We start from the raw sequence: 23,424 nt of genomic DNA on the forward strand, positions 1-23,424 counted from the left end.
GCAATGATTCAGACACACGAGAACTTCGGATCAGGGATGGGGTTGGGGTTCAGGCCTCCTGTACAGTGGAAAAATGCTCAGACTGTCCCTGCCTTCCAGTTTCGGGGTGGCCACCTATCCCCCCGGAGCGACCTTCGGCCCGAGGCACCTGCAGGATTTTGAATTCGTGTGGGTGCTTGAGGGCCATGCCCGGTATGTTGCAGATGGGTTGGAACACCCTCTGCCTGCAGGAAGCCTGCTGCTCTGCAGGCCATGCAACACGGATTTTTTCAGCTGGGACCCCATGCACCACACCCGGCACGCTTACTTCCATTTTCAGGTGCACCAGACCCCCGACCACTGGCCTGTCATGGAGTATTGGCCTGTGGTGCGTTTGCTGGACGGCTCCAGTGTGCTCTCTCCCCTGTTTGAGCACCTGCTGGCCTGCGCGGAGACTGCCCCTGCAGAGCACCTTGAGCACCTCGTCAGCCTGATGCTGACGGCTTTTGTGGATGGGCACACTGCCACCAGGCGTTCACAGGAGCAGTGGCCCCGCACGCTGGAGCAGGTGATGCGGCACGTTCAAGTGACACTGGACACGGATTCCAGGCATGCTTTCTCGCTGGAGGAATTGTCTGGTGTGGTGTCGGTGACCCCGGAATACCTGTGCCGCCTGTTCAAAAAACACACAGGCCATGCCCCTCTGGAGTGGGTGCGCCTGCTCAGGCTGGACCGTGCCCTTTCGCTGGTCACCCGCACCAACTACACCTTCGGTGAGATCAGTGACCTGATGGGGTTCGCGAGTCCCTTTCATTTTTCACGGCGGTTCAAACTGGCATATGGCCTCTCTCCCCGCGAGGTGAGGGAAAATGCCCGTGCAGGAAGACCTGTCCCTGCTTCACGTCTGGTGCTGGTGAAGCACTGAGGTCAATTTCAGGCATGTTTTCCGAAATCCGGGACATTCCTCCCGGATTGAAAAAGGGTCACAATGCGTTCATCCAACTTGTTGCACGCAGGAGGCCCCAATGACTGTGACCCTCACACCCACCCACCAGAAATACACCGTTTCTGTCGATGAATTTCGCACCTTCCGGGAACAGGGCTTCCTGGTGTTGAAAGGCCTGCTTTCCGAAGAAGAAGTCCTGGAACTGAGGCAGCACACCGAAGATTTGATGCAGGGCAAGCTTCCAGAGCAAACAGGCCAGGCAGCCAACTGGACCCCTGGCATGGAGACCGGGACCACCGAACAGACCCTGGCTGCCCCTCCAGAACACCTCTCCCCAGAGGAAAAAGCGGCGTTTTTTCTGCGCATCCACATGCTGCACCGAAAGCTCTCCCTGCACGAGCGTTACCTGCTGCACCCTCGCGTGCTCGATGTCCTTGAAGCATTGATCGGTCCAGATGTGCTGGCCCTGCAGAGCATGCTGTTTATCAAGGGACCGGGCAAACCCGGTCAGGGGTGGCACCAGGACAGCTATTACATCCCCACCGAGCCCGACACCCTGTGCGGGGCCTGGATCGCCATTGACGACGTGGACGAATACAACGGCGCAATGTGGTTTGCAAAGGGAAGCCAGCAGGAGCCCATTTATCCTCCGGTGTCCGGTCAGTATGGATTCGGGCAGCACAACCTGCAAGGCACCGTGGAAGTCGCAGGTGTGAGCAATCCCAATGACGAGGAAAACGACCTGTCGCGCATTGCGGACCGTTACGATCAGCTTCTGGTGTCTGCAAAGGCCGGGGATGTGGTGTTCTTCGGGGGGCACGTGCTGCACCGCAGCAAGAAGAACATGACCCTGGACCGCTTCCGCCGCTCTTTTGTGGGCCATTACTGCAATGCCAGATCCTTCACCCAGTGGGGCGAAGATGAGACGGTGGGCCTCAAAGACCCCACCACGGGCATGACCAACAGTTCCCACATCCTGGCCCGGGGGGACACCCACCTGCCTTTTGCAAAACCCCGTTTTGGCACCCCCTGTGCAGCCCTCCTGAGCCCTGAAGAGCGCAAATCTGCGTCTGGAACCAGCACCCGCATGATGGGTGACATGGACGGCGGCATGATGGGTGAGATGCCCATCGACCCGAACCTGAGGGACGACGATTGATGCACCTCAAAACCTACCGCCATTTGTGGGGGGTCACAGACCCCCTTCCTGAAGCTTTTGCCCATTTTGCAGCACAGGGATACAGCGGAATTGAGGTCTTCCCGAAAATGATCGGGGATCTGAACCTGCTGCGAAACCTTGTGGACCAGCACCATTTCGAGGTGATTGTGCAGGTGCTCACCGGAGTGGGGGCCACAGTCCCAACACCAGAAGCCCACCTTGAAGCGTTGAAAGCACAGGTGCGTGACAGTCTCTTTTTCCATCCTGTGCTGTTCAATGTGCAGGGTGGACTCGACTGCTGGTCTGAAAGCGAACAGGACCGTTTTTATGAAGCGGCTCTTGAATTTGCAGCAACCCTCGACGTTCCTGTGGTCTTCGAGACCCACAGAGGTCAGCCCACCTTTACCCCCTGGACCACTGCCCGGATTTTGCGGACGTTCCCGGATCTGCGCCTCACCTGCGATTTCAGCCACTGGGTGAATGTCTGCGAGAGGCTTCTGGAGGATCAGGAAGACCACATCCGGCTTGCTGCCCGGCACTGCATTCACATCCATGCCCGGGTGGGATATGAAGAAGGGCCTCAGGTCACCGATCCCCGTGCCCCTGACTGGGAAAGGCACCTGCTGGCCCATGAACGCTGGTGGAACTGGGTCTGGGATGCCAGACGGGAACAGGGGGCAAAGTGGGTCACCCTCACCCCGGAATTTGGCCCGCCCAACCACCAGCACACGCTGCCTTACTCTCAGGAACCCGTGGGAGACCTTCAGGAGATGTGCGACTGGATGGCCCACAGGCAAAGGGAACGCCTGAGTGCTCTGCTGCAAAGCAAGTGAGTGATCTGCAAAACATCAAACCTGAAGTGTCTCCAAAAACTGCGGGGGCACTGAAAAAGCACGCTGTTGAGCGGTCGGCAGCCCGGCATCACGCTGAGTCTGGTCTGCGCGCTCTCCTGAACAGGTGAACGCTCTGTTGACCGTGGAAGGATAAACTGGCTTTTGAACAAAGATTGTGCACAATAGACTCTGGTGCACCCCTCTTTTCAAAGCGGTTTGATGGACTTCCAGGTCTCCCTCCACCCCTCCAGATGCGACCCTCCTCTTTCAGGTGAAAAATGAAAACTTATGGCATTGCCCTCCTGACCGTCCTTCTTGCCTCCTGCAGCAGCACACGACCTCCTTCACCCACACCCACAAAACCGACCACTGCCCTGCCACAGCTGCTCGAAATTCAGGTGGAAGGCATTGGCACAGCAAAAATGAGCAGCAGTGCCCGCATCCTTGCACCCCAGAACACCCTTGCCCGACAGGCCCTGGTGCCCGTACAGGGTCGCCTGCAATTCAAAGCCCTGGGAGCCAGCAGTTTTGACATTGAAGCCACCGGAAAGCGTTACATCAGTGCGGTGTATCAGGTGACCAACAACACAGGTCATGACCTGAACAACCTGAGTTTTGTGGGGGTCAACCTGGACGACACCGACGGAGACAGCAGCAACAATGCCATGCAACCCACTGCAGGAAACACCGCTTTTGCAAAACTGAAGTTTTTCAATGGATCAGATGCCTCCAGCAAAGCAGATCTGCTTTCTCCCGGTCCTCTTTACAGCTATGACATCCCCAGCAATCAGGCAGTGCTGAATCCCGCTGGACCCACCTTCAATCCTGCGGTGGACACCAGCAAGTTGATTCCAGAGACTCCAACTGGCCTGAGCATGAATGTGCTGAATTTCGGCTGGACCCTGGAGGGGAATTTTCCTGCTGGAACCTCCAGAAATGTCACTTTCTCCATGAGCTTCGATCTTGCAGAAGACCCCCACGATGACCCGTACAGTTTCTCCCTGATGGCGGCTTTCGCAGAGGAACCCGTCGATCCTTTCAACATCACCCTGGATTTTTCCGGCGACACGGTCCTGACCGATGCCCAGAAAGCCACCATTCGGCAGGCTGCAGACCGCTGGGAACAGGTGATCACCCACGGACTCAATGACGTTCAGGATGGGGAAACCCTCATCGACGATCTGGTGATCTCAGTGAGGGCCTATCCTTTTTCCAGCCCCGGATTCCTGGCGCAGGCTGGAGCAACCCACAACCGGGCAAGCAACATGTTGCCTTTCCGGGGCATCCTTGAAATCAACCAGCTGAACCTGGAAAAAATGATGACCCAGAACACCCTCAAAAACGTGGTTCTGCACGAGATGGGACATGTGCTGGGGTTCAACACCGACTGGAACAGCCCATTTGTCGCAAAGATGACCTACAACTGGTCCTGGTGTGGGGGCGCAACCAGCATCGTCTTCAATGGGGTCAGGGCCATGCAGGAATATCAGGCTCTGGGAGGATCAGGAGGGGTGCCTGTTCAGCAGGATGGTCGCCCGGGCACCTGCGCCCACTGGCAGGAATCCAGCCTCGGGGATGACATCATGACCACTTTCCTGACGGGCTCCGGTCCCCTGAGCCGCATCACCGTTGCCACCCTCGGGGACATCGGTTACCGGGTGAATGTGGCCGCAGGTGATCCACTGACCCTGCCCGGCACTGGCCTGCTTGCCCCAACCCAGCAGGAAAAGGGGCTGGAGTTCAAAGAGCACATCATCAAAGGCATTGTGGTTCCAGGAACCTGATGAGCAACAGTAGAGGCCAGTTCTCTTCACTCTGGCCTCTTTTCACCTTTCATGGGTGTGGAGGGATGGAAGGTGTGCCCTGAAGGCCTTCGATGAGACCCAGCAAATAGGTGGTGCCCAGCGCCCGGTCATACAGGCCATACCCTGGCTTCCCGGTCTCCCCCCAGATCATCCGTCCGTGGTCCGAACGGATCGGACCCGCAAACCCCACCTCATCCAGGGCTCGGAACACCTCCAGCATGTTCACATCCCCATAAGGTGAGGGGTGCTCCGTCTCATAAAAGCTCCTGTCCCCATGCACCTTCACATTCCGGGCATGCACAAAATGAATCCGACCTTTGAACAGGCGGACCATCTCCGGCAGCTTGTTCTGCGGGCTTGACCCCAGCGACCCCGTGCAGAAGGTGAGTCCATGACTCGGACTGTCGATCACCTCCAGAATCCGCTGCATGGTCTGCTGGTCTCTGACGATGCGCGGCAACCCCAGAATCGACCAGGGCGGGTCGTCTGGGTGCACCGCCATCTTCACCCCCACCTCCTGTGCGATGGGCACCACAGCCTTCAGAAAGTAGGCGTAGTTTTCAAACAGGCCTTCCTCTCCGAGCTCCCGGTACTGTTCGAGCAGGCGCTGGAGTTCTTCCGGGGTGTACACGTCGGCCCAGCCGGGGAGACCGTGGGTGCCCAGTGTGAGGTCGATGCGGTCCAGGTCCTGCTGCACGAATTCCAGGGTGGTGCTGCCGTCTTGCATGGCTCTGGACAGGTCGGTGCGGGTCCAGTCGAAGACCGGCATGAAGTTGTAACACAGGGTTTCAAGGCCCACCTGTGCCATGTTGCGGATCGACTGCTGGTAGTTCTCGATCAACCGGTCCCGGTCTTTCAGGCCGAGTTTGATCCCGTCTGGAACAGGAATGCTCTCAATCACATCCCAGCGTAGGCCTGCTGTTTCAATGTGTTTCTGGTGTTTCTGCAGGAGCTCCACAGGCCACACTTCTCCCACTTCCACGTTGTAAAGGGCACTCACGATGCCCGTGACTCCGGGAACCTGCCGAAAATGATGCAGGGGAATGGAGTCCTGCGGTCCGTACCAGCGCATGGTCAGTTTCACGCTTCACCTCCTGTGAACCTGTAAGTGGTTTTGGCGAGCCCATAAGCCAGTTGGGCTGCCATCTCCCGGGCGTCTTCAAAGTCAATCAGGCCGCGCACCACCTGTGCAGCAAGCCAGTTGCAGCTCACCCTGCGCCAGACATCGTGCCTGACGGGAATGGAGGCAAAAGCGCGGGTGTCGTCGTTGAATCCTGCAAGGTTGTGGATGCCTGCGGTTTCCACCACCTGATCGAGGTAGCACTCCATCCCCTTTACACTGTCAAAAAACCACCAGGGGGGTCCCAGCCTGAGGACGGGATAATGTCCAGCCAGGGGGGCAAGTTCTCTGGAGTAGGTGCTTTCGTCGAGGGTGAAGAGGACCACCGAGAGCCTGCTGTCGTTGCCCACTTCATCCAGCAGGGGCCGCAGGTTGCGGGTCCACTCTGTGGCCCGGGGCAAATCTGCTCCCATGTCCCTCCCAAACCGCTGGAACACCTGCGGGTTGTGGTTGCGCTCTGACCCGATGTGGAGTTGCATCACCAGGCCATCTTCTGCGCTCATGTGGGCAAACTCGATCAGCATGTGTCCGGTGAACCTCCGGGCATCTTCTGCGCTGGCCTGGCCTCTCAGGGCACGGTTGAAGATGCTGCCCCGTTCATTTTCCCCGAGGCGCCCGGTGTGGGCGGTGGGGGCTGCATGGTCTGTGGCGGTGGCCCCCAGGGTTTTGAAGTGCTGCCTCCTCTGGCGCAACGCCTCCAGAAAAGTGCGTTCATCCACGACCTCAATGCCAGAGGCGTCCGAGAGGCGCTGGATGTTCCAGGTCCAGCCCTCGGTGTCAAGGTTGACCACGGCATCTGGCCGGAAGGTGGGCCTCACCGGAAATCCATCCTGCTGGATGGTCCTGTGCAGGTTCAGGGGGTCTGTCGCAGCATCTGTGGTGCAGAGCACCTCGATGTTGAACCGCCGAAACAGGGCCCTGGGGCTGTATTCTGGTAGAGAAAGCTGTTCCACAAGCCTGTCGTAGATGGCACCTGCGTTCTCCTGGCCCAGTTTCTGGTGAATCCCAAAAATGGACTGCAGTTCATCTTGCACCCACAGGCCTGTGGGTGTGCCCCGGAAGAGGTAAAAGTGGTCTGCAAACCGCTGCCAGATCTTGCGGTGGTCGGTTTCCACTGCTGTTCCATCTTTTGTGGGCACCCCGAGGCTTTCCATCGGGACCCCCTGGCTGTACAGCATCCTGAGGATGTAATGGTCCGGGATCACAAAAAGCTCGGCTGGAGAGCCAAAACGGGCCTCTGGATCGGCAAGCAGTCGGGGGTCCACATGCCCGTGTGGGCAGATGAGGGGCAGGTCCCGCACCTGCGAATAGAGTTGCAGGGCGACCTCACGCTGGCTGGGCTCTGGATCGAAGCAGCGGTATGGGGAAAGCACAGGGTTTTTCTGCTGGGAGGCCACATCACACCCCACTGAAGGCGGAGAAACCGCCGTCCACGGGCACGGTGATGCCCGTGATGAATTGGGATTCGGGGGCCAGCAACCAGAGCAAGGTGCTGCTGAGTTCGTCAGGAACCCCGAAGCGGCCTGCAGGCGTGTGGGAAACGATGGACTGCGCTCTGGGAGACCAGGCTCCATCGGGCTCGACCAGCAGGTAGCGGTTCTGTTCGGTGAGGAAAAACCCGGGGGCAATGGCATTCACCCGCACCTGTGGGGTGTGCTCCTGGGCAAAGTGCACTGCAAGCCAGCGGGTGAAGTTTTCCACGGCGGCCTTGGCTGCGCTGTACCCCACCACCCGGGTGAGGGGCCGCTGGGAGGCCATCGAGGAGATGTTGACGATGGCCCCCCTCCCCTGTGCTGCAAAGTCTCTGCCGAACACCTGACAGGGCAAAATGGTGCCAAGCACATTCAGGTTCATCACCTGCTCAATCCCTTCGAGACCCAGATCAAAGAAAGACTGCTCCTGGGAGGTGCTTGCCGAGGGGTGGTTCCCTCCTGCACAGTTCACCAGAATGTGGAGGGGGCCAGTGGTGTCATGGATGGTTTTTCGGGCCTGTTCCAGGCTGCTTCTGTCCAGCACATCTGCCTGCACCCCGAAGGCCTGTCCTCCCAGAGCCTCGGCTGTCTGGTGGGCTTTTTCGGCATTTCGTCCGAGCACCGCCACCGTGGCCCCTGCCTGCACCAGGGCTTTGCTGAGGGCCGCACCCAGCACGCCACTTCCTCCGGTGACCACCGCCACCTGTCCTTTCAGGAATTCTGTGGTCATGTCACGCCCCCGCAAATGGAGCCAGGTGGCGAATGAAATGCTCCCGCAGGCCCTGCAGGTGCAGCGTTTCATGCTGTTCCATAAGCTGCATCAGGGGTTCACGGAACTGCTGCAGGAGGGTCCCGAAGGTCACATGCAGCACCTGCCTGGTGTCGAAGTGGTCGAGCAGGGCAGGGAGGTTGCCGGGCTGCACAGGCACACGGTCCAGCTTTCCAGAGATGTGGTAGGAGGCCCGGTCCTCTTCGAAGTGCTGTTTTGCCACCTCCAGCATCTCTGTGAACAGGTCCGGGGCGGTGACGGCCACCACCCTGAGGGCTTCAAGGTAACTGGTGCCAGCGGTTTTCAGGTGCACCAGGCCCTGGGTGTGGTGCATGGCAATGGGGTAGATGGAGAACTTGTCAGAGCCGGAGTGCAGGCTCAGTTTGTAGGGTCCGAGCCTGCGGGCAATGAGGGCATGGTCCTGCATTTCCAGGTTCAGCAGGTCCACATCTCCGATGTAATCCACCCCTTTTTCAAAAGACCCGATGAAACGCGGGGCCAGACTGACCCAGCTCACCCCAAGGCGTTTCAGTTCACTGGCCAGGAACACATGTTCTGCAGGGGTGGTGGGGGCGTCACCTTCATCCACGGAGATTTCCAGTTCAAAGGGAATGTTTTTGCCCTGCAGGTGCTGGAAGAGCGCCTGGATCTGCTGAACTGCAGGCAGGTATTTCACTGCTGCGCGGGTGATGGCCTCTTCATCCAGGGTCAGGGTGCGGTGCCCGAGGTCCAGCCTGAGGGCACGGTACCTGCGTTGCAGGTCTGTCTCGGACGTGTCCAGAGCCGCCCATGGAAGCTGTCCCAGTTTCTCCTGCAGCACCGCTGCTGAATCCCTTCCTGCGGCATTGTCCACGTGCCCGCTCGGGTCGAGGGTGAAAAAAGTGAATCCTGCTGCGGCACAGCGGTCGATGTCCTCAGGGGTTTTCAGGTGGTCTGCATCTGCCCCCAGGGTCCCTGTCCAGCCTGCCTGGAATGCGCCCCACGTGGCATCGTCGAGAACCTGCTGTGGGGTTCTGCCGGTGCGGGCCATCTCGCGGATGCTCTGCTGGGCGAAAATCGGCCTGATTCTTCCGCCCACCGCCTGCAGGGCCTGCACGTGTCCTGGTGTTGCCACACCCAGACGGTCCCCAAAACCTGCCGAGGTGGCAAGGCCCAGCGGTTGCGGTTTCAGGTTTGGCAGGATTTCGCGCAGGACTTTTGCATTGTGGCTGCTCAGGGGGCATTGCAGCACTTTCAGGGGGCCATGCTGCACAGCGTCTCCCTGAAAGTGCTGGAGGGGATGCTCAGGCCCCTGTACGAAAAGCTGTTTTTCCCCTGCTGCCTGTCCCATCCAGACGGTGAAATCGTGCAGGGTGCGTCTGGATTCAGGGTAGGGGTCGGTGGGGGCCGGAGGGGGAGGCTGGGTTTCTCGGGTCATGGATCTCCTTGAGGCAAGACGGCCTGCACTCCCACAGGGAGTGTGCTGGCAGCGAAGAGGGCTTGAAGGGGAAGATTCAGGATTTCAGGAAGAAAATCAGGGGGCGCTTTGCCGGACCACCAGTTCCGGCCTGAGGGTGACGGTGCGGCAGGGCTTCCCCTGAATCTGGCCGAGCAGCATTTCCATGGCCATCTGGCCCAGCACATAGCGGTCAATGCGAATGGTGGTGAGGGGTGGAGTGGCGAGGGCCGCCATGCGAATGTCATCGTTGCCGACCACCGCGAGCTGCGTGGGCACCGCAAGCTGTTTTTCCTGTGCAGCAAGCAGGGCACCGAGCGCCACCAGGTCATTGAAGGCCACCACCCCATCAAGGTCCGGGTGGCGTTCCAGCAGCCTGAGCAGGCCCACATGGCCGCCGTGTTCGTTGGGATCGCAGGTTTCAATCAGGGTGGGGTCAAGGCGCTGTCCTGTCGCGGCAAGGGCGGTTTCAAAGCCCTGCACCCTCAGTTGCCCGGTGCGGGAGTTGGGGGGGCCTGCCAGGCACCCGATGCGGTTTCGTCCGGAGGCCAGCAGGTGGTGCACCGCCCGCATGCTGCCAAACAGGTCATCGTTGACCACACTTCCAGCCAGTTCCAGGGGCACTTCACGGTTGATGACCACCACATGTCTGTGGCGTTTCAGAAGGGGGTGGAGCTGTTCACCGGGCTGTCTGGGGGCGCAGAGGATCAGGCCATCGACCATGCTGGATTCGAGGCGCTCCATGACCAGGGCTTCCCGGTCGGGTTTTTCGTCGGTGTTGGACACGTACAATGTGTAGCCTTCCCGGTAGGCCACGTCTTCTGCCCCGCGCACAATGTCCGGGAAAAACGGGTTGGTGATGTCCGGGACCACCAGCCCCACCGTCTGGCTTTTCTGGGTGATCAGGCTTCTGGCCACGCTGCTCGGGCGGTACCCGAGTTCCTCAATGACCTGCAAGATGCGCTCGCGGGTTTCGGGGTGCACTTCGCCCCGGTTGTTCACCACCCGGGAGATGGTCATGGTGGAAACCCCGGCTCTGCGGGCCACATCGCTGATGGTCACTCTGGTCATGGGGTCACCTCAAAAAAACATTCACTTGCCGTTATCGATAACGTATTATGTGGCCCGCTTGCCCGCAGATGTCAAGCCATCAAGACAGGTGTCCTCGTGTCTTGTTGACGGAGCAGGGATGGGTGTGCTAGCTTCAGATCAGATCTCAACAACTCAAATTTCACACTGCGACTCAGTTTGAGATGTTATCGATAACGACCAGCCACAAATCCGGCGGTCCCCACAGGCTTTTGTCGGCCAGGTTCCCCATGGAATGCCTGTGATTGTTATCGATAACGGAGGTGGGACCCTTCCTGAAAGGAGTACACACCATGCACCACACCAGACTTTTCGCTGTTCTTGTCACCCTCACACTCGGCACCGCTGCCGCCCAGCAGAAGATCATCCTCAAGGCCGCAGACATCCAGCCCGAAAACTACCCCACCGTTGCCGGCCTCAAGTACATGTCCGACTACCTGAAAAGGGCCACCAATGGACGCATTGAGTTGCAGGTCTTCGCAGGGGGTCAGCTTGGGGACGAGCGCTCCACCATCGAACAGACCAAACTCGGGGTGATCGATCTGGTGCGGGTTTCCAGTGCACCTGTGGCGCAGTTCTATGCCCCTGTCGGGGTGTACAACATGCCCTTTCTGTTCCGGGACTCCAGCCACATGTGGAAGGTGCTGAATGGGGAGGTGGGCAAGGAAATTCTGAGCGGGCTGAACAGTGCAGGATTCATTGGGCTGGCTTACTACGACTCGGGCACCCGCAACTTCTACACCACCAAGAAAGCCATCAAGAGTGTTGCCGACATGAAAGGCCTGCGCATCCGCACCCAGCAGAACCAGGTGGTGCTCGACATGATGGAAGCCCTGGGAGCCAAACCCGTCCCGATGGCGATTGGCGAGGTGTACAGTGCCCTGCAGACCGGAGCCATTGACGGTGCAGAAAACAACTTCCCCTCTTACGGGTCTTCCGGTTTCCGACACTTTGAGGTCGCCAGAAACTACAGCCTCACGGCCCACTCCGCCGTTCCCGAACTGGTTTTGCTCAGCAAAACCACCTGGGACCGCCTCTCGAAGTCCGACCAGATGTACATCCAGAAAGCCGCGCAGGCCAGCGTGGAGGTGCAGAAGAAAGCCTGGAAGGCCCTCTCCGACCAGAGCAAAAAACAGGTGCAGAAAGACGGAGCAAAGGTCATTTCTGTGAATGTCTCTGAATTCCAGAAAGCCATGGCTCCGGTCTACACCAAATACAAAAAGGATTACGGGAACCTGATCGAGCGCATCCTGGATGTGAAGTGAGCTGGGCATGAAAGACCTCAGCCCGACCCGCAGTGCAACTTTGCCCTTCCGGCAACTGGAAGAGGGTTTTGCCTGGCTGCTCAGGAGCATCACCGGAATTCTGCTGGTGACCATCGTGCTGGTCATCACCTGGCAGGTGCTGGCCCGTTACCTCCCGGGTGTGACCAGCCCCAACTGGACCGAGGAAATGAGCCTGATGCTTCTGGTCTGGCTTGGCATGCTGGCGGTGGGCCTCACCATCCGCGCGGGTGAAACACTCGCCGTGCAGATCGTGGTGTCCCGCTTGCCTCACGCCTTACAGCATGGGGTCTACCGGTTCGTGTGGGTGGTCAGTGTGCTCTTTGGCCTCTACCTGATCCGTTACGGCAGTGAACTGGTTTCAGGCACCATGAACCAGACCTTTTCCACCCTTCCCGTCGCGGTGGGCTGGATGTACCTGGCCCTCCCGGTGGGGGGCGGGGTGATCGTGCTCTATGCCCTCAGGAACCTGCTGTCCCGCTGGGAAGCTCCGGAAAGCCTGGAGCAGGAACCTCCCCGGCGATCGGCAGGCCAGAAGTACATTGTGGGCATTTTGCTGGTGCTGCTGGCAGGTTTTCTGCTGTGGCTGGGACCGGCTTCCCTGTTTTCCCCGGTGGGGCTGCTGGTGCTGGTTTTTGTGGTGCTGCTCTTTCTGGGCACCCCGATTTCGGTGGCCATCGGCATGGCCTGCATCGTGGCGGTCATGCGTCTGGGCCTCCCTGAACTGATTGTGGCGCAGCGCATCGCCAGTGGCATCACCGTCACTCCGCTGCTCGCGATTCCCTTTTTCATTCTGGTGGGTCAACTCATGTCTGAAGGGGGCATTGCCCAGCGACTGGTGGATTTCGCCCGCATCCTGGTGGGTCCCTGGAAAGGGGGCCTGGCGATGGTCAACGTCATGGACTCCATGCTGATGGGTGGGGTTTCGGGATCTGCAGTTGCGGATGTGAGCGCAACTGCGGGCGTGGTCATCCCGATGATGAAGAAAAAAGGCTATGATGCCGATTTTGCGACAGCCCTGACCGTGGCCAGCAGCGTGCAGGGGGTGATCATTCCTCCGAGTCACAACATGGTGCTGTACAGTCTGGCCGCAGGTGGAGTTTCCATTGGGACGCTGTTTCTGGCAGGTTACCTGCCTGGAATTCTGGTGGGTGTCTCCCTGATGATCGCCTCTTTCATCATTGCCGTGAGGCGCAACTATCCCACCGAGCCCCGCCCACCTTTCAAAGAGAGCATGAAGGTGGTGCTTGGAGCCATACCCAGTTTGCTGGTCGGTCTGGTGGTGGTGGGAGGCATTGTGTTCGGCTGGTTCACCGCCACCGAGTCTGCAGCCATTGGGGTCCTGATGGCCCTGATCGTCAGCATGCTGTTTTACCGTGAACTCACCTGGCAGAAGCTGTGGCAGGGCATCACAGCCTCTGTCTTAACCGTTTCCATGGTGATGCTGATCATCGGAACAGCAAGCGCTCTGGGCTGGCTGATGGCCTACCTGCAGATCCCTGCACAGCTTTCTGACCTGATCCTGTCTGTCAGTGACAACAAGTTTGTGTTGCTGCTTCTGATCAATGTCTTGCTGCTGCTGCTCGGCACCATCATGGACATGGGACCCCTCATCATCATCCTGACCCCGGTGCTGCTGCCCATCGTGACAGCAAATCCCATCAACATGGACCCGGTGCACTTTGGCATCCTCCTGATGCTGAACCTGGGTCTGGGACTGACCACACCACCTGTCGGCACGGCCCTCTTTGTGGGGTGCGGGATTGCCCGGATCAGCATCGAGAAGGTCAGCCGAGCCCTGTGGTATTTCTGGCCTGCAATGTTTGTGGTGTTGATGCTGGTCACCTATGTGCCCTGGATCGTGCATGTGGTGCCCGATTTGCTGGGCCAGCACTGACCGCCTGAAAGTCTGAACGCCCGATGGGAAGGGTCCGTGCTGCTTGCCCTTCCGTCGGGCGTTCAGACCGGGCATCACGGCGGACCTCTCTCCTGATCTGCACACTGTTTCTCTCACGCAGGGCTGATCCGATTTCTGGGCAGAACTTCATGGTGGCCTGGGTTCACGGGTGCAACACGGGATGGGACGGGTTCACCTGCTGTCTGTTGAGCCCGGACAGGAGGCCCGTTTCTGCCATCTGCAGTTGCTCAAGGGTCACCTTCCAGAGCCTGTCTTGCAATTCCGGATTTTGGGTGAACCTTGCGGTGGGCCTGAACCGGGTTTTGTCGAAGAACTGCCCGGTGATGCCCTCCACTTCTGCTGCACTGGCAAGGTGCAGGGATGGAAAAGCTCCCGTCTCGGGGCTTTTGCGCAGCGGTTGCAGGAGCACCTGAATGAGCTGGTTGAGCCCCGTGGAGCCTCTGCCCAGCCCAGTGTCAATCATGCCCGGATTGACCGCATTCACGGTGATGCCACTCCCCTCCAGCCTGCGTGCCAGGGCGTAGGTGAACAGGATGTTGGCCAGTTTGGATTCCAGGTAGGCCACCCCGGCGTGGTATCCCCTTTCACGGGTCAGATCCTTCCAGGGGAGGTTTCTGGAATACCACCCGGAGGCCACATTGACGATGCGGGCAGGACGGCTCTGCTGCAGAACTGGAAGAAGTTTCAGGGTCAGCGCAGCGTAGGCGAGATGGTTCAGGGCCCAGGTGCGCTCAAAGCCTTCTGGGGTCAGGGCTCTGGTGCTGAATTGACCTCCGGCATTGTTGATCAGCACATCGAGTCTCTGGTGCTGTTCCAGAAACCGATCTGCGAGCCTTTTCACTTCAGAGGTGAGGGTGAAATCTCCGAGCAGAGAGGAGATCTCAGCGTTTCCGGTGGCCTGCTGGATTTGCCTCACTGCGGTTTCTGCGCGGTTCCGGTCCCTTCCGGTGAGAACCACCTGGTACCCTTTGCGGGCCAGTCCTTCGGCGGTGGCCCTTCCGATGCCAAAGGTGCCTCCGGTGATCAGGGCCACTTTGCGTGCTGAGGTGGGGGATGGGGTGCGGGTGAATGACATGACAGCCTCCTGGAACAGGTGGTTCCTTTTTGTTCCTACGTACAGTATGATAACCAGAGTCAAGTTTAACAAGGAGGCACATCTATGTTCCCTGGTGACACCCCTGAAACCCCATCAAATCCCTGTGAAGCCCCCCGGTGTCCCACCCTGCTCGAAGTCCTCACCCGCATTGGAGACAAATGGAGCCTTTGTGTGATTGGCAGGCTTTATCAGGGACCCATGAGGTTCAACGCTCTGAAGCGCAGCATCGGTGGGGTGTCCCAGCGCATGCTGACCCTCACCCTCAGGGGTCTGGAGCGGGATGGCCTGATTCAGCGCACCGTGTACCCGACCAACCCCCCCAGTGTGGAATACCAGTTGACCGAACTCGGGCACACCCTGATCGGTCCGGTGAAGGCCATTTTTGACTGGGCAGAGGGTCACCGCTTGGACATCCAGCAGGCCAGAATGCAATTTGATGCACAACAACCCGGAGCTTTGCAGGACATCTGAGAGTGCAGGGGCAACGTTTGTGGAGAAAAGGGTCAACACCAAGTCCACGCCTGATTCGTGAGATCAGCGCAGATTCTTGCTGCCTGAAGGGATGTTTTGAACCTGCACTTGATACCTACCTACAAGTAGGTATACACTCTGGGCATGTCAGAGAAAGCCGACACCTACAACCTCATTCTGGATGTCGCCCAGCATCTGGTGCAGGAACGCGGCTTCAACGCCTTCAGTTACAAGGACATCAGCCAGGCCCTCGGCATCAAAAACGCCAGCATCCACTACCATTTTCCCGGCAAAACCGACCTCGGTGTTGCGCTGGTGCGCCGTTACCGCAACCGTCTGCATCAGGTGCTTTCCCAGCTGCAACAACAACCCCAGGGTGCACCCCAGATGCTGGAAGTCTATCTGGTCGGTTACCGCACGGTGGTGCATGAAGATGGCCGCATCTGCCTGTGTGCTGCACTGGCAGCAGACCTCAACACCCTTCCTGAAAGCATCCAGACCGAGGTGGCTGCATTTTTCCAGCTCAATCAGGACTGGCTCAGTCGGGTGATGGAACAGGGCTCTGAATCTGGACAGCTGAAGTTCTCTGGCTCCCCGCAACACGCTGCAGAAGTCTTTCTGGCCACCCTGGAAGGTGGCATGCTGCTGGCACGGTCCTACAGGGACATGGGGCGCTTTGAGCAGATTGGCCGCCTGGCCATTCAGGGTCTGCTGGCACAGTAAGGGGGTCTTCTCTTCTGTGAGGGATTGTTGTGGTGTTTCTCTACCTTCATGTAGGTAAGTTCAGTGTTTGTTCGTCCGCCCTTTCCTGCCCTGCTTCAAGGAGAATCCATGAAAAAAGTGCTTTCCACCCTCACTGCCCTGCTTGCCCTCGGCGCGCCTGCCCTGGCCGAGAACACCTCTACCACCACCCCCACCGTGCTGCTGGTTCACGGGGCTTTTGCAGACGCCTCAAGCTGGAGTCGGGTCATTGAAGAACTTCACAAAGCAGGCATTGAGGCCCAGGCGGTGGCCAACCCCCTGCGTGGTCTGCAAAGCGACGGGGACTATGTGGCCAGTCTGGCCCAGCAAATTCCAGGTCCGGTCCTGCTGGTGGGGCACTCTTACGGCGGACCCGTCATCACCGTGGCAGGCAGTGAAGCAGACAATGTGAAAGGCCTGGTGTACGTGGCTTCTTTCGGTCTGGACCGGGGACAGAGCATTCAGGACACCCTCGCAGGGTTCAAAGAGCCCCCGCTGAACTCAGCCCTGCAACCCCTGAGTTACCCCAATGGAGCAGCAACAGCCACCGAATTCCTGATTCAGAAAGACCGGTTCCATGAGGTGTTCAGTGCAGACCTGCCCCACAATGTGACCGATGTGCTCAGGGTCAGCCAGCGTCCGGTGGCCGCATCCGCCTTCGGTGAAAAACTGCAGGTGGAACCCGCCTGGAAAAAACTGCCCTCCTGGTTTCTGGTGGCCACGGCAGACCAGGCCATCAACCCGGACGCCCAGCGGGCCGCCGCACAGCGCATTCATGCCACCACCATCGAAGTGGAAGCCTCACATGCCGTGGCGGTCAGCCGTCCTGCAGAAGTGACCGGGCTGATTTTGCAGGCCCTGAAGAGCCTGCAGCCCTGACCCCCATGAGATGCCCCTCTGGTCCGCAACAGGCCAGAGGGGTTTTTCACCTCCGGGAACGGTGCCAGACTTTTCCGCGTATCTGAAAGCATGTCAGACCGCATGAAAATCACCGATTCTCGCACCCATGGCAACACCTGCATTGAGCTTTTCGAGTACAGCACCCTGGGAGGAAACGCCAACATCAGTACAGCACAGGGACTGTATTACGCCGAAAAACTGGGCATGCGCCTCAAACGCCTGAAAATCACCCTGGATGGCACCGATGAACTGATCACCGAGGCTGGAGCCCTGCACTTCATGAAAGGGGACATTCAGATGAGCACCCCCAGTGGAGGGGGCCTCGGAGGCTTCATGAAACGGGCTGTGCAGGGGGTCGCCACCGGAGAAAGCATCACCAAGCCCCGCTATTCCGGAAAAGGGGAAATCTGGCTGGAACCCACTTTCGGACATTTCCTGATGGTGGAGATCAGCAACGACACCCTGGTGGCCGACCGTGGCGCTTTCGTGTGCTGCACAGGAGGTCTGGAAGTGGGCGTGGCCAGACCCGACGACATTGCCTCTGGACTGCTCTCCGGTGAAGGCCTGTTCCAGACCCGCATCAGTGGCACCGGAATTGTGGTGTTGCAGAGCCCGGTGCCCTTCGAGGAACTGGAAGTCATCGAGATGCAGAACGACACCCTCAAGGTGGATGGAAACTTTGCTTTTGCCCGGGTGGGCCAGTTCACCATGAAAATCGAGCGTTCCTCCCGAAGCCTGCTGGGGAGTGTGTCTTCTGGAGAAGGGCTGCTGCAGGTCTTCCGGGGAAGTGGAACCATCTGGATTGCGCCTTCAAGCACGGCCTATGACCGGATGCACGCCGGGGTGATGGCTATGGGTCAAAAATAGGGCTGCTCTGCATCCTGCACATCAAAATGGGCACCCTTGAGGAATGCCCATTTCATGGATGTGCTGAAATCAGGCGCTTTTCGCCCGGTTGCGTCTGGATTCCTTGCGGGCCGTGTTTGCCGCCTCGGTCATCTGGTTCTGCAGTTTCTGTTCAGCGGAAACCTGCAGGTCCTGCAGTTGTGCCGCTGTGGCTTGACGCAATTTCTGGCGTTGTTTCAGGGAGTAGATGCACATGGCTCCCACGAACTTTCCGTAGAGGATGCCCAGTTTGCGCATCTCCTCAAGGGTGGCGCGGGTTTCGGGCAACTCCAGATGCAGTTGCTGCGAAGTGCTGTAAATGGTTTCAGACCTGCCGTGGCTGAACCAGTGCTCCAGACGGTCAAACCACTCCCGGTGCACCAGACTTGCATCGTGCCCGTAGGTTCTCAGGATGTAGCGGGTGGTGTTGCGAATGGAGGGGGCCACCTGCAGCAGCCCTAGGCCCATCAGGTCCTCCAGAACCTGGTGTGCAGAAACAGTGGTGCAGGACAGCACTTCACGCACGTCACTGCCTGATATCGATTCCAGGGTGTCAAAAAGGGAAATCACAGAATCCCGGTGCTGTTGGGTGGTGGTCCATGTGGCCGTCAGGGTCATGGTGCTCCTTGCAGTGCTGCACGAGATTGCACAAAATTGAATTTCAGGGAAGTCTGGTGGAGTGAAGGGTGGAGGCAACAGCTGAGATGGCCTGCTTCGTCCTTCGAGGAAAATTTCATTGCTTGCCCCAGGGAACAGAACCATGGGATGAATCATGTTATCACGGCTTCATGAGGGCCACCTGCAAAAAAGCCAGTCTCCTTCGCTGAAGTCATGACTTTTTCTGCATGCCACAACCATATTTTCAAATCTGGGCTGGCAGATCAAAATATCATGTGGGTCAGGTCACATTATGTGCCTCCATCTGTGCTATACTGGTTTTCTTCCAAGGACGCAAATTGAAACAGCGCACATGGTTTTGCAGTGCGCTGTTTTTTGTTTTTGGAGGGAAGGAAAAGAACATGGCTTCAGGAAAAGTAAAGTGGTTCAACGCAGAAAAAGGATTCGGATTTATTTCTCACGAAGGACACCCTGATGTTTTCGCTCATTACAGCGCCATCAAATCCAACGGCTTCAAGAAACTGAACGAAGGCGACGAAGTCGAATTCGAAGTGGAAGAAGGCCAGCGTGGCAAGGGCCCACAAGCCAAAAACATTGTGGTGACCAAAGCAGCACCCGAAGGCTCATACGACAGCCGTCCCCAGCGCCAATCCCGCTGGTAAGGCCACACTTGACTGAAGAGGACCCCTGTGGTCCTCTTTTTTTGGCTTCTGGAAACCCGTTTGCCAGAAAATGCAAGGCAGGAAAGGGAAAAATGAACCAGACCTATCACTTCCGGGTTCAGTTGCATCAGACAGAAACCTCATCACCAGTGCTGCTGGAATGGCTGCAAACCCTCACTGGCATGATCATCACCATTGACAGTTTCAAACCCAGATCCATCTGGCAACCCCTCAGAACAGGCACCTGTGATCTGAGCATTCACTCCAGCCGTGATGAGGCCATTGTGTTCTACAATCTGGTCCAGCAGCATCATCCCATTGATGCCCTGCAGACCCTGTAACCGCAGCTCATCAGAACCGTCACCATGAAGTGGACCAGGCACCTATACTGATGCATGGCCCAATTTGTGCTGGTACAACTCAGTGATGGTTCAACCGCCCACCTCAACATCGACCAGGTGCGCATGGTGTGCGTCCGTCACACCGGAAGTGCCTATGTGGCCACCCTGCATTTTGCCGATGGCACCCGCCAGGACTGCGGTAAATTTGACACAACCGAGGCTGGAGACCTGTGGGCGTCCAGCATGCTTGGCACCCGGACCAACGGACACGCCTGAAGATCTGGCCCATCAGCATCCAACATAAAAATCCCAGTTGAGACCCAACTCAACTGGGAGAAGCTGCTTTTGTGAATGCTCTTTGGAACGGGCTTTTCTGCTGCTGCGGGTTTGCGTGGCACACAGAAAAGGAAACAGGCTCAAATGGTGCAGGGGCTGATCGCAGTGATTGTCGAATGACTCAGCCTAGCAGACCCCTCTGAAACCACCCTGAAGGGTATCTGTCATTTCCGTTCGGTTCTGGGGCGCCCCACTTTCTTGCGGGTCACCGGGGAGGCGGTCTTGCGGTCTGCCTCTTCGTCTCTGCAACGGTCCAGACACAAGGACCACTCTTCCACCGTTCGCAGGCCGGAGGAGATCAGCAGGGCAGGGCTGCTGTATCCGGTGTTTGCCAGGAATTCTCTTTTGGCCCGTGCAAGGACTGATTCAATCATGGATCACTCTATCATGCCCTGCCCTGTTGCATGTGAAGACTGTTCAGCACTGGCCTTGTGGTGGGCAGGAAAGGGCATTTTCAGGGTCAGAATTTGTAAAATGCCATGCACAGCTTTGACCTCTCAGCAGAACCTTTGTGCCTCGGGTCAGTCTATTGCATGCAATTACAGATCAAGCAACAAACATTCACACAAAGCCAGCACTCTTCCATTGTTTGAAAACACACAATGGCTTTGTGGGCATGCCCTCATTTTATTGCTTCTGGCCTCTGCCTTAATCAAACCTCTCTATCATATTTTTATCACCATCCCACATTAGGATGAGGTCATCAAAGTCAGACCCTGTGGGCCTCACCCAGGTGCTGTGCCCTGTTTTTGAACAGAGACAACTGAAGCCAATGCCCTTCTGTCTTTGTCGTGCCCTTTGAACGGTCCCAACGCATCCATTTCAAAAGCCTGGTGGTCCTGGAGAGGACTTTCCAGGTTCCTTGCTTCACATCCTTTCAGGAGGTCTTATGAACATTCTTCCCACACTGCACTCCAGACGCCTCCTGCTCAGACAGCGCAGCGTTCAGGACCTGCCTGGCCTGATCAGCATGGGCATGGACCCCGAAGTCATGCGCTTCATAGGAGACGGCACCCTGCCTGATCCCGATGAGCACCGGGATGTCCTGCTTTCACGAATTGAACGGGATTTCGGTGAGGGACTGGGTTACTGGAGTGTCTTTCCTGCAAACGACCCTTACGGATTTCTGGGCTGGGTTTACCTGATTCCCTTTCCCGGGAGCACAGACCTGCAAGTGGGATACCGCTTTCGCTCGGACAACTGGGGCAAAGGGTATGCCACCGAGGCCGCCGGGCGGGTGGTGCAACACGCTCTGGAAGACCTCAAGGTCAGGGAAGTCTTTGCTGTCATTGATCCTGAAAATGTCCCTTCCAGAAAAGTCATTGAAAGGCTGGGCTTTAGACCCGTCGGTGAGCGTTACACCTACGGAAAAAACCATCAGCTGTTCCACACCACTGCCGTGCCTGCATGGTCCGCAGAGCACCCCATCTCAGCACCTGCAGACTCCCCCGACAGGGTCCAGAACCCCTGATGGTGCTGCAGGTACAGCCACAGAAAGGACCAGAAACATGCACAACCAGGAGCTGCTTTTTCTTGTGCAAAGAGACCTTGCTGGCGTGAAGGCCACACTGGATCTGGCAGAGGAACATCCAGATCCAGATGGCCGAAGCAACCTGCTTCACCGGGCACAGATGCGCCTGCAATCAGCAAAACAGGCAGCTGAAAAACACCAGATTTCAGACCTGCAAGGTGAGGTTCTGGAATTGCATCAGCGTCTTGAAAACCTGCAGGCTGCAGGAACCTGCACTTTGACCCCTTGAATTCCTGCAACAACAAAAGAACCCGGTCATGCCGGGTTCTTTCAATCAATGGGTGGGTCTGGGGTTATCTGCGGCGGGTGCCGTCTTCGTTCAGACGTTCGGTGTCCGTCAGGCTGGTGTCCTTGCGGCCCAGGTCATCTTCCAGATCCCGGGTGCTGTCCCGCAGGGAGCCCGTGGCAGTCTGGTCGGCACGCACGTCCACTTCACCGGTCTTGTTGACTTCCAGCACTTCCTTGCCAACCTGTTCGGTGAAAGTCTGGCGTTCGGTTTCGGTGCGTTTGCCCACCTCAACCTCTTCGGTCACGTAGGCGCGTTTTTCCACATCGGCGCGCTCGGCTTCAAGGTCCACGCGGATGGTTTCGCGGTCAGACCCCAGTTGCACGTTGCCTTCCACAGGGCGTTCGCCTGTGACAGGGTGGCGCTCGATCACCACTTCTTCGCGTTCCAGCTCAACGTTCACATTCTCGGTGCGGGTTTCCACCCGCTTGCCGACTTCCACGGTGCCTGCACGGTAACGTTCTTTTTCCACTTCCAGACGCTCTTCGTGCAGACGCAGGCGGGCAGCTTCATCCAGATCGGTGTCACTGACGGTGCGGTCAGAGAAGTTCTGGGTGCCCCGGTCGTGTTCGAGCAGGCGGCGGTCGGACTCGGCAGAGGTGGAGTATGCGCCGTAATCGGAGGTGCCACGGGTGGTTTCACCATCGAAGTTTCCGGTCGCCGTGCTCAGACTGGCGCGTCCTTCGGTGCCATTGGCATTCCAGCCACGCACGGTGCCGCCGTTGCGTTCCACCACATCCACCACCTGCTGACTGGAGACATGGGCAGGGGGTTCAATGGCGACCAGCACGCCCCCTTCGTTCAGGCGGCTTTCGTAGTATTCGGCTTCAGCGCGGTCATAACCAGCGTCTGCCAGGGCACCTGCTATGGTCCCCGTTACGCCACCAACGATGGCTCCTGCGGCTGCACCACCTGCTGCGGCTCCCAGTGAGGTGGCAAGGAAGCCTGCGGTGATGAAGGGTCCCACACCGGGGATCAATGCAGCGGCGAGACCGAACAGGGCACCAGCACTGGCCCCAACGGCCAGACCACGGGCGGCGCCCTTGCCGTCATCGTGATGGTCCACGCGCTCGGTGGTCACTTCATTGTCACTGTGGCGGGCAATAAAGGACAGATCAGACTCGTGCACACCGAGGGTGCGCAGTTCACTCACGGCCGCTTCGGCCTGGGACTGGGAAGGGAAAATAGCAGTAATGCGGTTGTTCATGTTAGACCTCCTGTTGGAAACGGCGTCATCCCCAGGTGCTGGGAATGATCCGTTTTCAGTGTCTGACTCAATTTAGGGGGAACAACTCCGAAAAAAAGCGGGATTTTTTGCACTCTTCAGGTTTTTTACAGGTGTTCGCGGGTGAATGAGATGTTTTCAAGCATCTTCTGAGAGATAAAACACCATTCTGGTCTGATGGGGGTCAGAAGCCCCTGCTCTGGGGAGCAAAATGCTGGTTGATCAGCACACAATCCCCAAGGTCAATGGCTTCTTTGAGCCCCTCACAGCGCAGTCGGAAAGCATCGGCACCTTCACGGAGATGCACCTGCAACTGCAGGCCCTCCTGCTGAAAAGTCACCCTGCACCGGGTATCATCTCCGTCAATCCAGGCGATGTCCCGGAGGCGCAGGGTGGTGATGCTTCCATCGTGTTTCACCACCAGGATGAAATCTCGGTCTTTCACGCGGGATCGAGCAACGGTCTGTGCTGGCATGGTTCCTCCCTTGCTGCGGTCTTACCCGTCACTGTAGCCATGAAAACAG

General features: G+C 58.1%; 25 protein-coding genes. 15 read left to right on the forward strand and 10 right to left on the reverse strand.

Features of this window, described 5'->3' with window-relative positions; translation table 11 throughout:
* Positions 1-73: 73 nt before the first annotated feature.
* The 4 genes from DC3_RS09575 to DC3_RS09590 all read left to right on the forward strand — a co-directional run bounded on the left by DC3_RS09575 (position 74) and on the right by DC3_RS09590 (position 4,701).
* Positions 74-904, forward strand: a complete 831-nt coding sequence (locus tag DC3_RS09575; RefSeq protein ID WP_146884135.1) for a helix-turn-helix transcriptional regulator — start codon at positions 74-76, stop codon at positions 902-904.
* A gap of 100 nt (positions 905-1,004) precedes the next feature.
* The gene (locus DC3_RS09580) at positions 1,005-2,084 is read left to right on the forward strand and encodes a phytanoyl-CoA dioxygenase family protein (RefSeq protein WP_146884136.1); all 1,080 of its coding nucleotides are present in this window, start codon (positions 1,005-1,007) and stop codon (positions 2,082-2,084) included.
* Positions 2,084-2,917, forward strand: a complete 834-nt coding sequence (locus DC3_RS09585) for a sugar phosphate isomerase/epimerase family protein (RefSeq protein WP_146884137.1) — start codon at positions 2,084-2,086, stop codon at positions 2,915-2,917. The genes DC3_RS09580 and DC3_RS09585 overlap by 1 nt, the downstream gene beginning before the upstream one ends.
* A gap of 278 nt (positions 2,918-3,195) precedes the next feature.
* Positions 3,196-4,701, forward strand: a complete 1,506-nt coding sequence (locus tag DC3_RS09590; protein ID WP_146884138.1) for a leishmanolysin-related zinc metalloendopeptidase — start codon at positions 3,196-3,198, stop codon at positions 4,699-4,701.
* Positions 4,702-4,750: 49 nt separating this feature from the next.
* Here the strand turns inward: DC3_RS09590 and DC3_RS09595 are convergent, their stop codons facing one another.
* The 5 genes from DC3_RS09595 to DC3_RS09615 form a co-directional block, all read right to left on the reverse strand.
* Positions 4,751-5,806, reverse strand: a complete 1,056-nt coding sequence (locus DC3_RS09595) for a mannonate dehydratase (protein WP_146884139.1) — start codon at positions 5,804-5,806, stop codon at positions 4,751-4,753.
* Positions 5,803-7,239 carry a glucuronate isomerase gene (uxaC, locus tag DC3_RS09600; protein ID WP_146884140.1) on the reverse strand — a complete coding sequence of 479 codons (1,437 nt, stop codon included), beginning with the start codon at positions 7,237-7,239 and terminating at the stop codon, positions 5,803-5,805. The genes DC3_RS09595 and uxaC overlap by 4 nt, the downstream gene beginning before the upstream one ends.
* 1 nt (position 7,240) lies before the next feature.
* Entirely contained in the window at positions 7,241-8,044 is an 804-nt protein-coding gene (locus tag DC3_RS09605) for an SDR family oxidoreductase (RefSeq protein WP_146884141.1), read from the reverse strand.
* Position 8,045: 1 nt separating this feature from the next.
* On the reverse strand, positions 8,046-9,500 hold the full coding sequence (locus tag DC3_RS09610) for a tagaturonate epimerase family protein (RefSeq protein WP_146884142.1): 1,455 nt from the start codon (positions 9,498-9,500) through the stop codon (positions 8,046-8,048).
* 96 nt (positions 9,501-9,596) lie between these two features.
* Complete coding sequence (locus DC3_RS09615) at positions 9,597-10,589, reverse strand: LacI family DNA-binding transcriptional regulator (protein ID WP_146884143.1); 993 nt, start codon at positions 10,587-10,589, stop codon at positions 9,597-9,599.
* Positions 10,590-10,900: 311 nt separating this feature from the next.
* Between DC3_RS09615 and DC3_RS09620 the strand changes: the two genes are divergently transcribed.
* On the forward strand, positions 10,901-11,872 hold the full coding sequence (locus DC3_RS09620; protein WP_146884144.1) for a TRAP transporter substrate-binding protein: 972 nt from the start codon (positions 10,901-10,903) through the stop codon (positions 11,870-11,872).
* A gap of 7 nt (positions 11,873-11,879) precedes the next feature.
* Positions 11,880-13,787 carry a TRAP transporter large permease gene (locus DC3_RS09625; RefSeq protein WP_146884145.1) on the forward strand — a complete coding sequence of 636 codons (1,908 nt, stop codon included), beginning with the start codon at positions 11,880-11,882 and terminating at the stop codon, positions 13,785-13,787.
* Positions 13,788-13,950: 163 nt separating this feature from the next.
* Here the strand turns inward: DC3_RS09625 and DC3_RS09630 are convergent, their stop codons facing one another.
* On the reverse strand, positions 13,951-14,883 hold the full coding sequence (locus DC3_RS09630; RefSeq protein ID WP_146884146.1) for an SDR family oxidoreductase: 933 nt from the start codon (positions 14,881-14,883) through the stop codon (positions 13,951-13,953).
* Positions 14,884-14,967: 84 nt separating this feature from the next.
* Here DC3_RS09630 and DC3_RS09635 point away from each other — a divergent pair, with 84 nt between their 5' ends.
* The 4 genes from DC3_RS09635 to DC3_RS09650 all read left to right on the forward strand — a co-directional run bounded on the left by DC3_RS09635 (position 14,968) and on the right by DC3_RS09650 (position 17,883).
* Positions 14,968-15,375, forward strand: coding sequence for a winged helix-turn-helix transcriptional regulator (locus DC3_RS09635; RefSeq protein ID WP_146884147.1), 408 nt, complete (start codon positions 14,968-14,970; stop codon positions 15,373-15,375).
* A gap of 144 nt (positions 15,376-15,519) precedes the next feature.
* The gene (locus DC3_RS09640) at positions 15,520-16,098 is read left to right on the forward strand and encodes a TetR/AcrR family transcriptional regulator (protein ID WP_146884148.1); all 579 of its coding nucleotides are present in this window, start codon (positions 15,520-15,522) and stop codon (positions 16,096-16,098) included.
* A gap of 108 nt (positions 16,099-16,206) precedes the next feature.
* Positions 16,207-16,995 (forward strand): alpha/beta fold hydrolase, encoded by a 789-nt coding sequence (locus DC3_RS09645; protein ID WP_146884149.1) that lies wholly within the window; start codon positions 16,207-16,209, stop codon positions 16,993-16,995.
* Between the two features lie 90 nt (positions 16,996-17,085).
* Complete coding sequence (locus DC3_RS09650) at positions 17,086-17,883, forward strand: AIM24 family protein (protein WP_146884150.1); 798 nt, start codon at positions 17,086-17,088, stop codon at positions 17,881-17,883.
* Between the two features lie 69 nt (positions 17,884-17,952).
* Here the strand turns inward: DC3_RS09650 and DC3_RS09655 are convergent, their stop codons facing one another.
* Complete coding sequence (locus DC3_RS09655) at positions 17,953-18,519, reverse strand: hypothetical protein (protein WP_146884151.1); 567 nt, start codon at positions 18,517-18,519, stop codon at positions 17,953-17,955.
* Positions 18,520-18,920: 401 nt separating this feature from the next.
* Between DC3_RS09655 and DC3_RS09660 the strand changes: the two genes are divergently transcribed.
* From DC3_RS09660 to DC3_RS09670, 3 genes are all read left to right on the forward strand, one after another.
* Entirely contained in the window at positions 18,921-19,181 is a 261-nt protein-coding gene (locus tag DC3_RS09660) for a cold-shock protein (RefSeq protein ID WP_034335902.1), read from the forward strand.
* 92 nt (positions 19,182-19,273) lie between these two features.
* Entirely contained in the window at positions 19,274-19,522 is a 249-nt protein-coding gene (locus tag DC3_RS09665; protein WP_146884152.1) for a hypothetical protein, read from the forward strand.
* Positions 19,523-19,576: 54 nt separating this feature from the next.
* Positions 19,577-19,798, forward strand: a complete 222-nt coding sequence (locus tag DC3_RS09670) for a hypothetical protein (RefSeq protein ID WP_146884153.1) — start codon at positions 19,577-19,579, stop codon at positions 19,796-19,798.
* Positions 19,799-20,022: 224 nt separating this feature from the next.
* Here the strand turns inward: DC3_RS09670 and DC3_RS09675 are convergent, their stop codons facing one another.
* The gene (locus tag DC3_RS09675; protein ID WP_146884154.1) at positions 20,023-20,232 is read right to left on the reverse strand and encodes a hypothetical protein; all 210 of its coding nucleotides are present in this window, start codon (positions 20,230-20,232) and stop codon (positions 20,023-20,025) included.
* A gap of 515 nt (positions 20,233-20,747) precedes the next feature.
* Between DC3_RS09675 and DC3_RS09680 the strand changes: the two genes are divergently transcribed.
* Entirely contained in the window at positions 20,748-21,329 is a 582-nt protein-coding gene (locus DC3_RS09680; RefSeq protein WP_146884155.1) for a GNAT family N-acetyltransferase, read from the forward strand.
* A gap of 37 nt (positions 21,330-21,366) precedes the next feature.
* A complete protein-coding gene (locus DC3_RS09685; RefSeq protein WP_146884156.1) occupies positions 21,367-21,618 on the forward strand; it encodes a hypothetical protein in 252 nt (83 codons plus the stop codon).
* Between the two features lie 64 nt (positions 21,619-21,682).
* Here DC3_RS09685 and DC3_RS09690 read toward each other — a convergent pair whose 3' ends face one another.
* Both DC3_RS09690 and DC3_RS09695 read right to left on the reverse strand, forming a co-directional pair.
* Positions 21,683-22,882, reverse strand: coding sequence for a YsnF/AvaK domain-containing protein (locus tag DC3_RS09690; protein ID WP_146884157.1), 1,200 nt, complete (start codon positions 22,880-22,882; stop codon positions 21,683-21,685).
* Positions 22,883-23,084: 202 nt separating this feature from the next.
* Positions 23,085-23,375 (reverse strand): hypothetical protein, encoded by a 291-nt coding sequence (locus DC3_RS09695; protein WP_146884158.1) that lies wholly within the window; start codon positions 23,373-23,375, stop codon positions 23,085-23,087.
* Positions 23,376-23,424: the final 49 nt, after the last annotated feature.

The sequence above is a fragment of the Deinococcus cellulosilyticus NBRC 106333 = KACC 11606 genome (assembly GCF_007990775.1).
GTDB classification, from domain to species: domain Bacteria; phylum Deinococcota; class Deinococci; order Deinococcales; family Deinococcaceae; genus Deinococcus_C; species Deinococcus_C cellulosilyticus.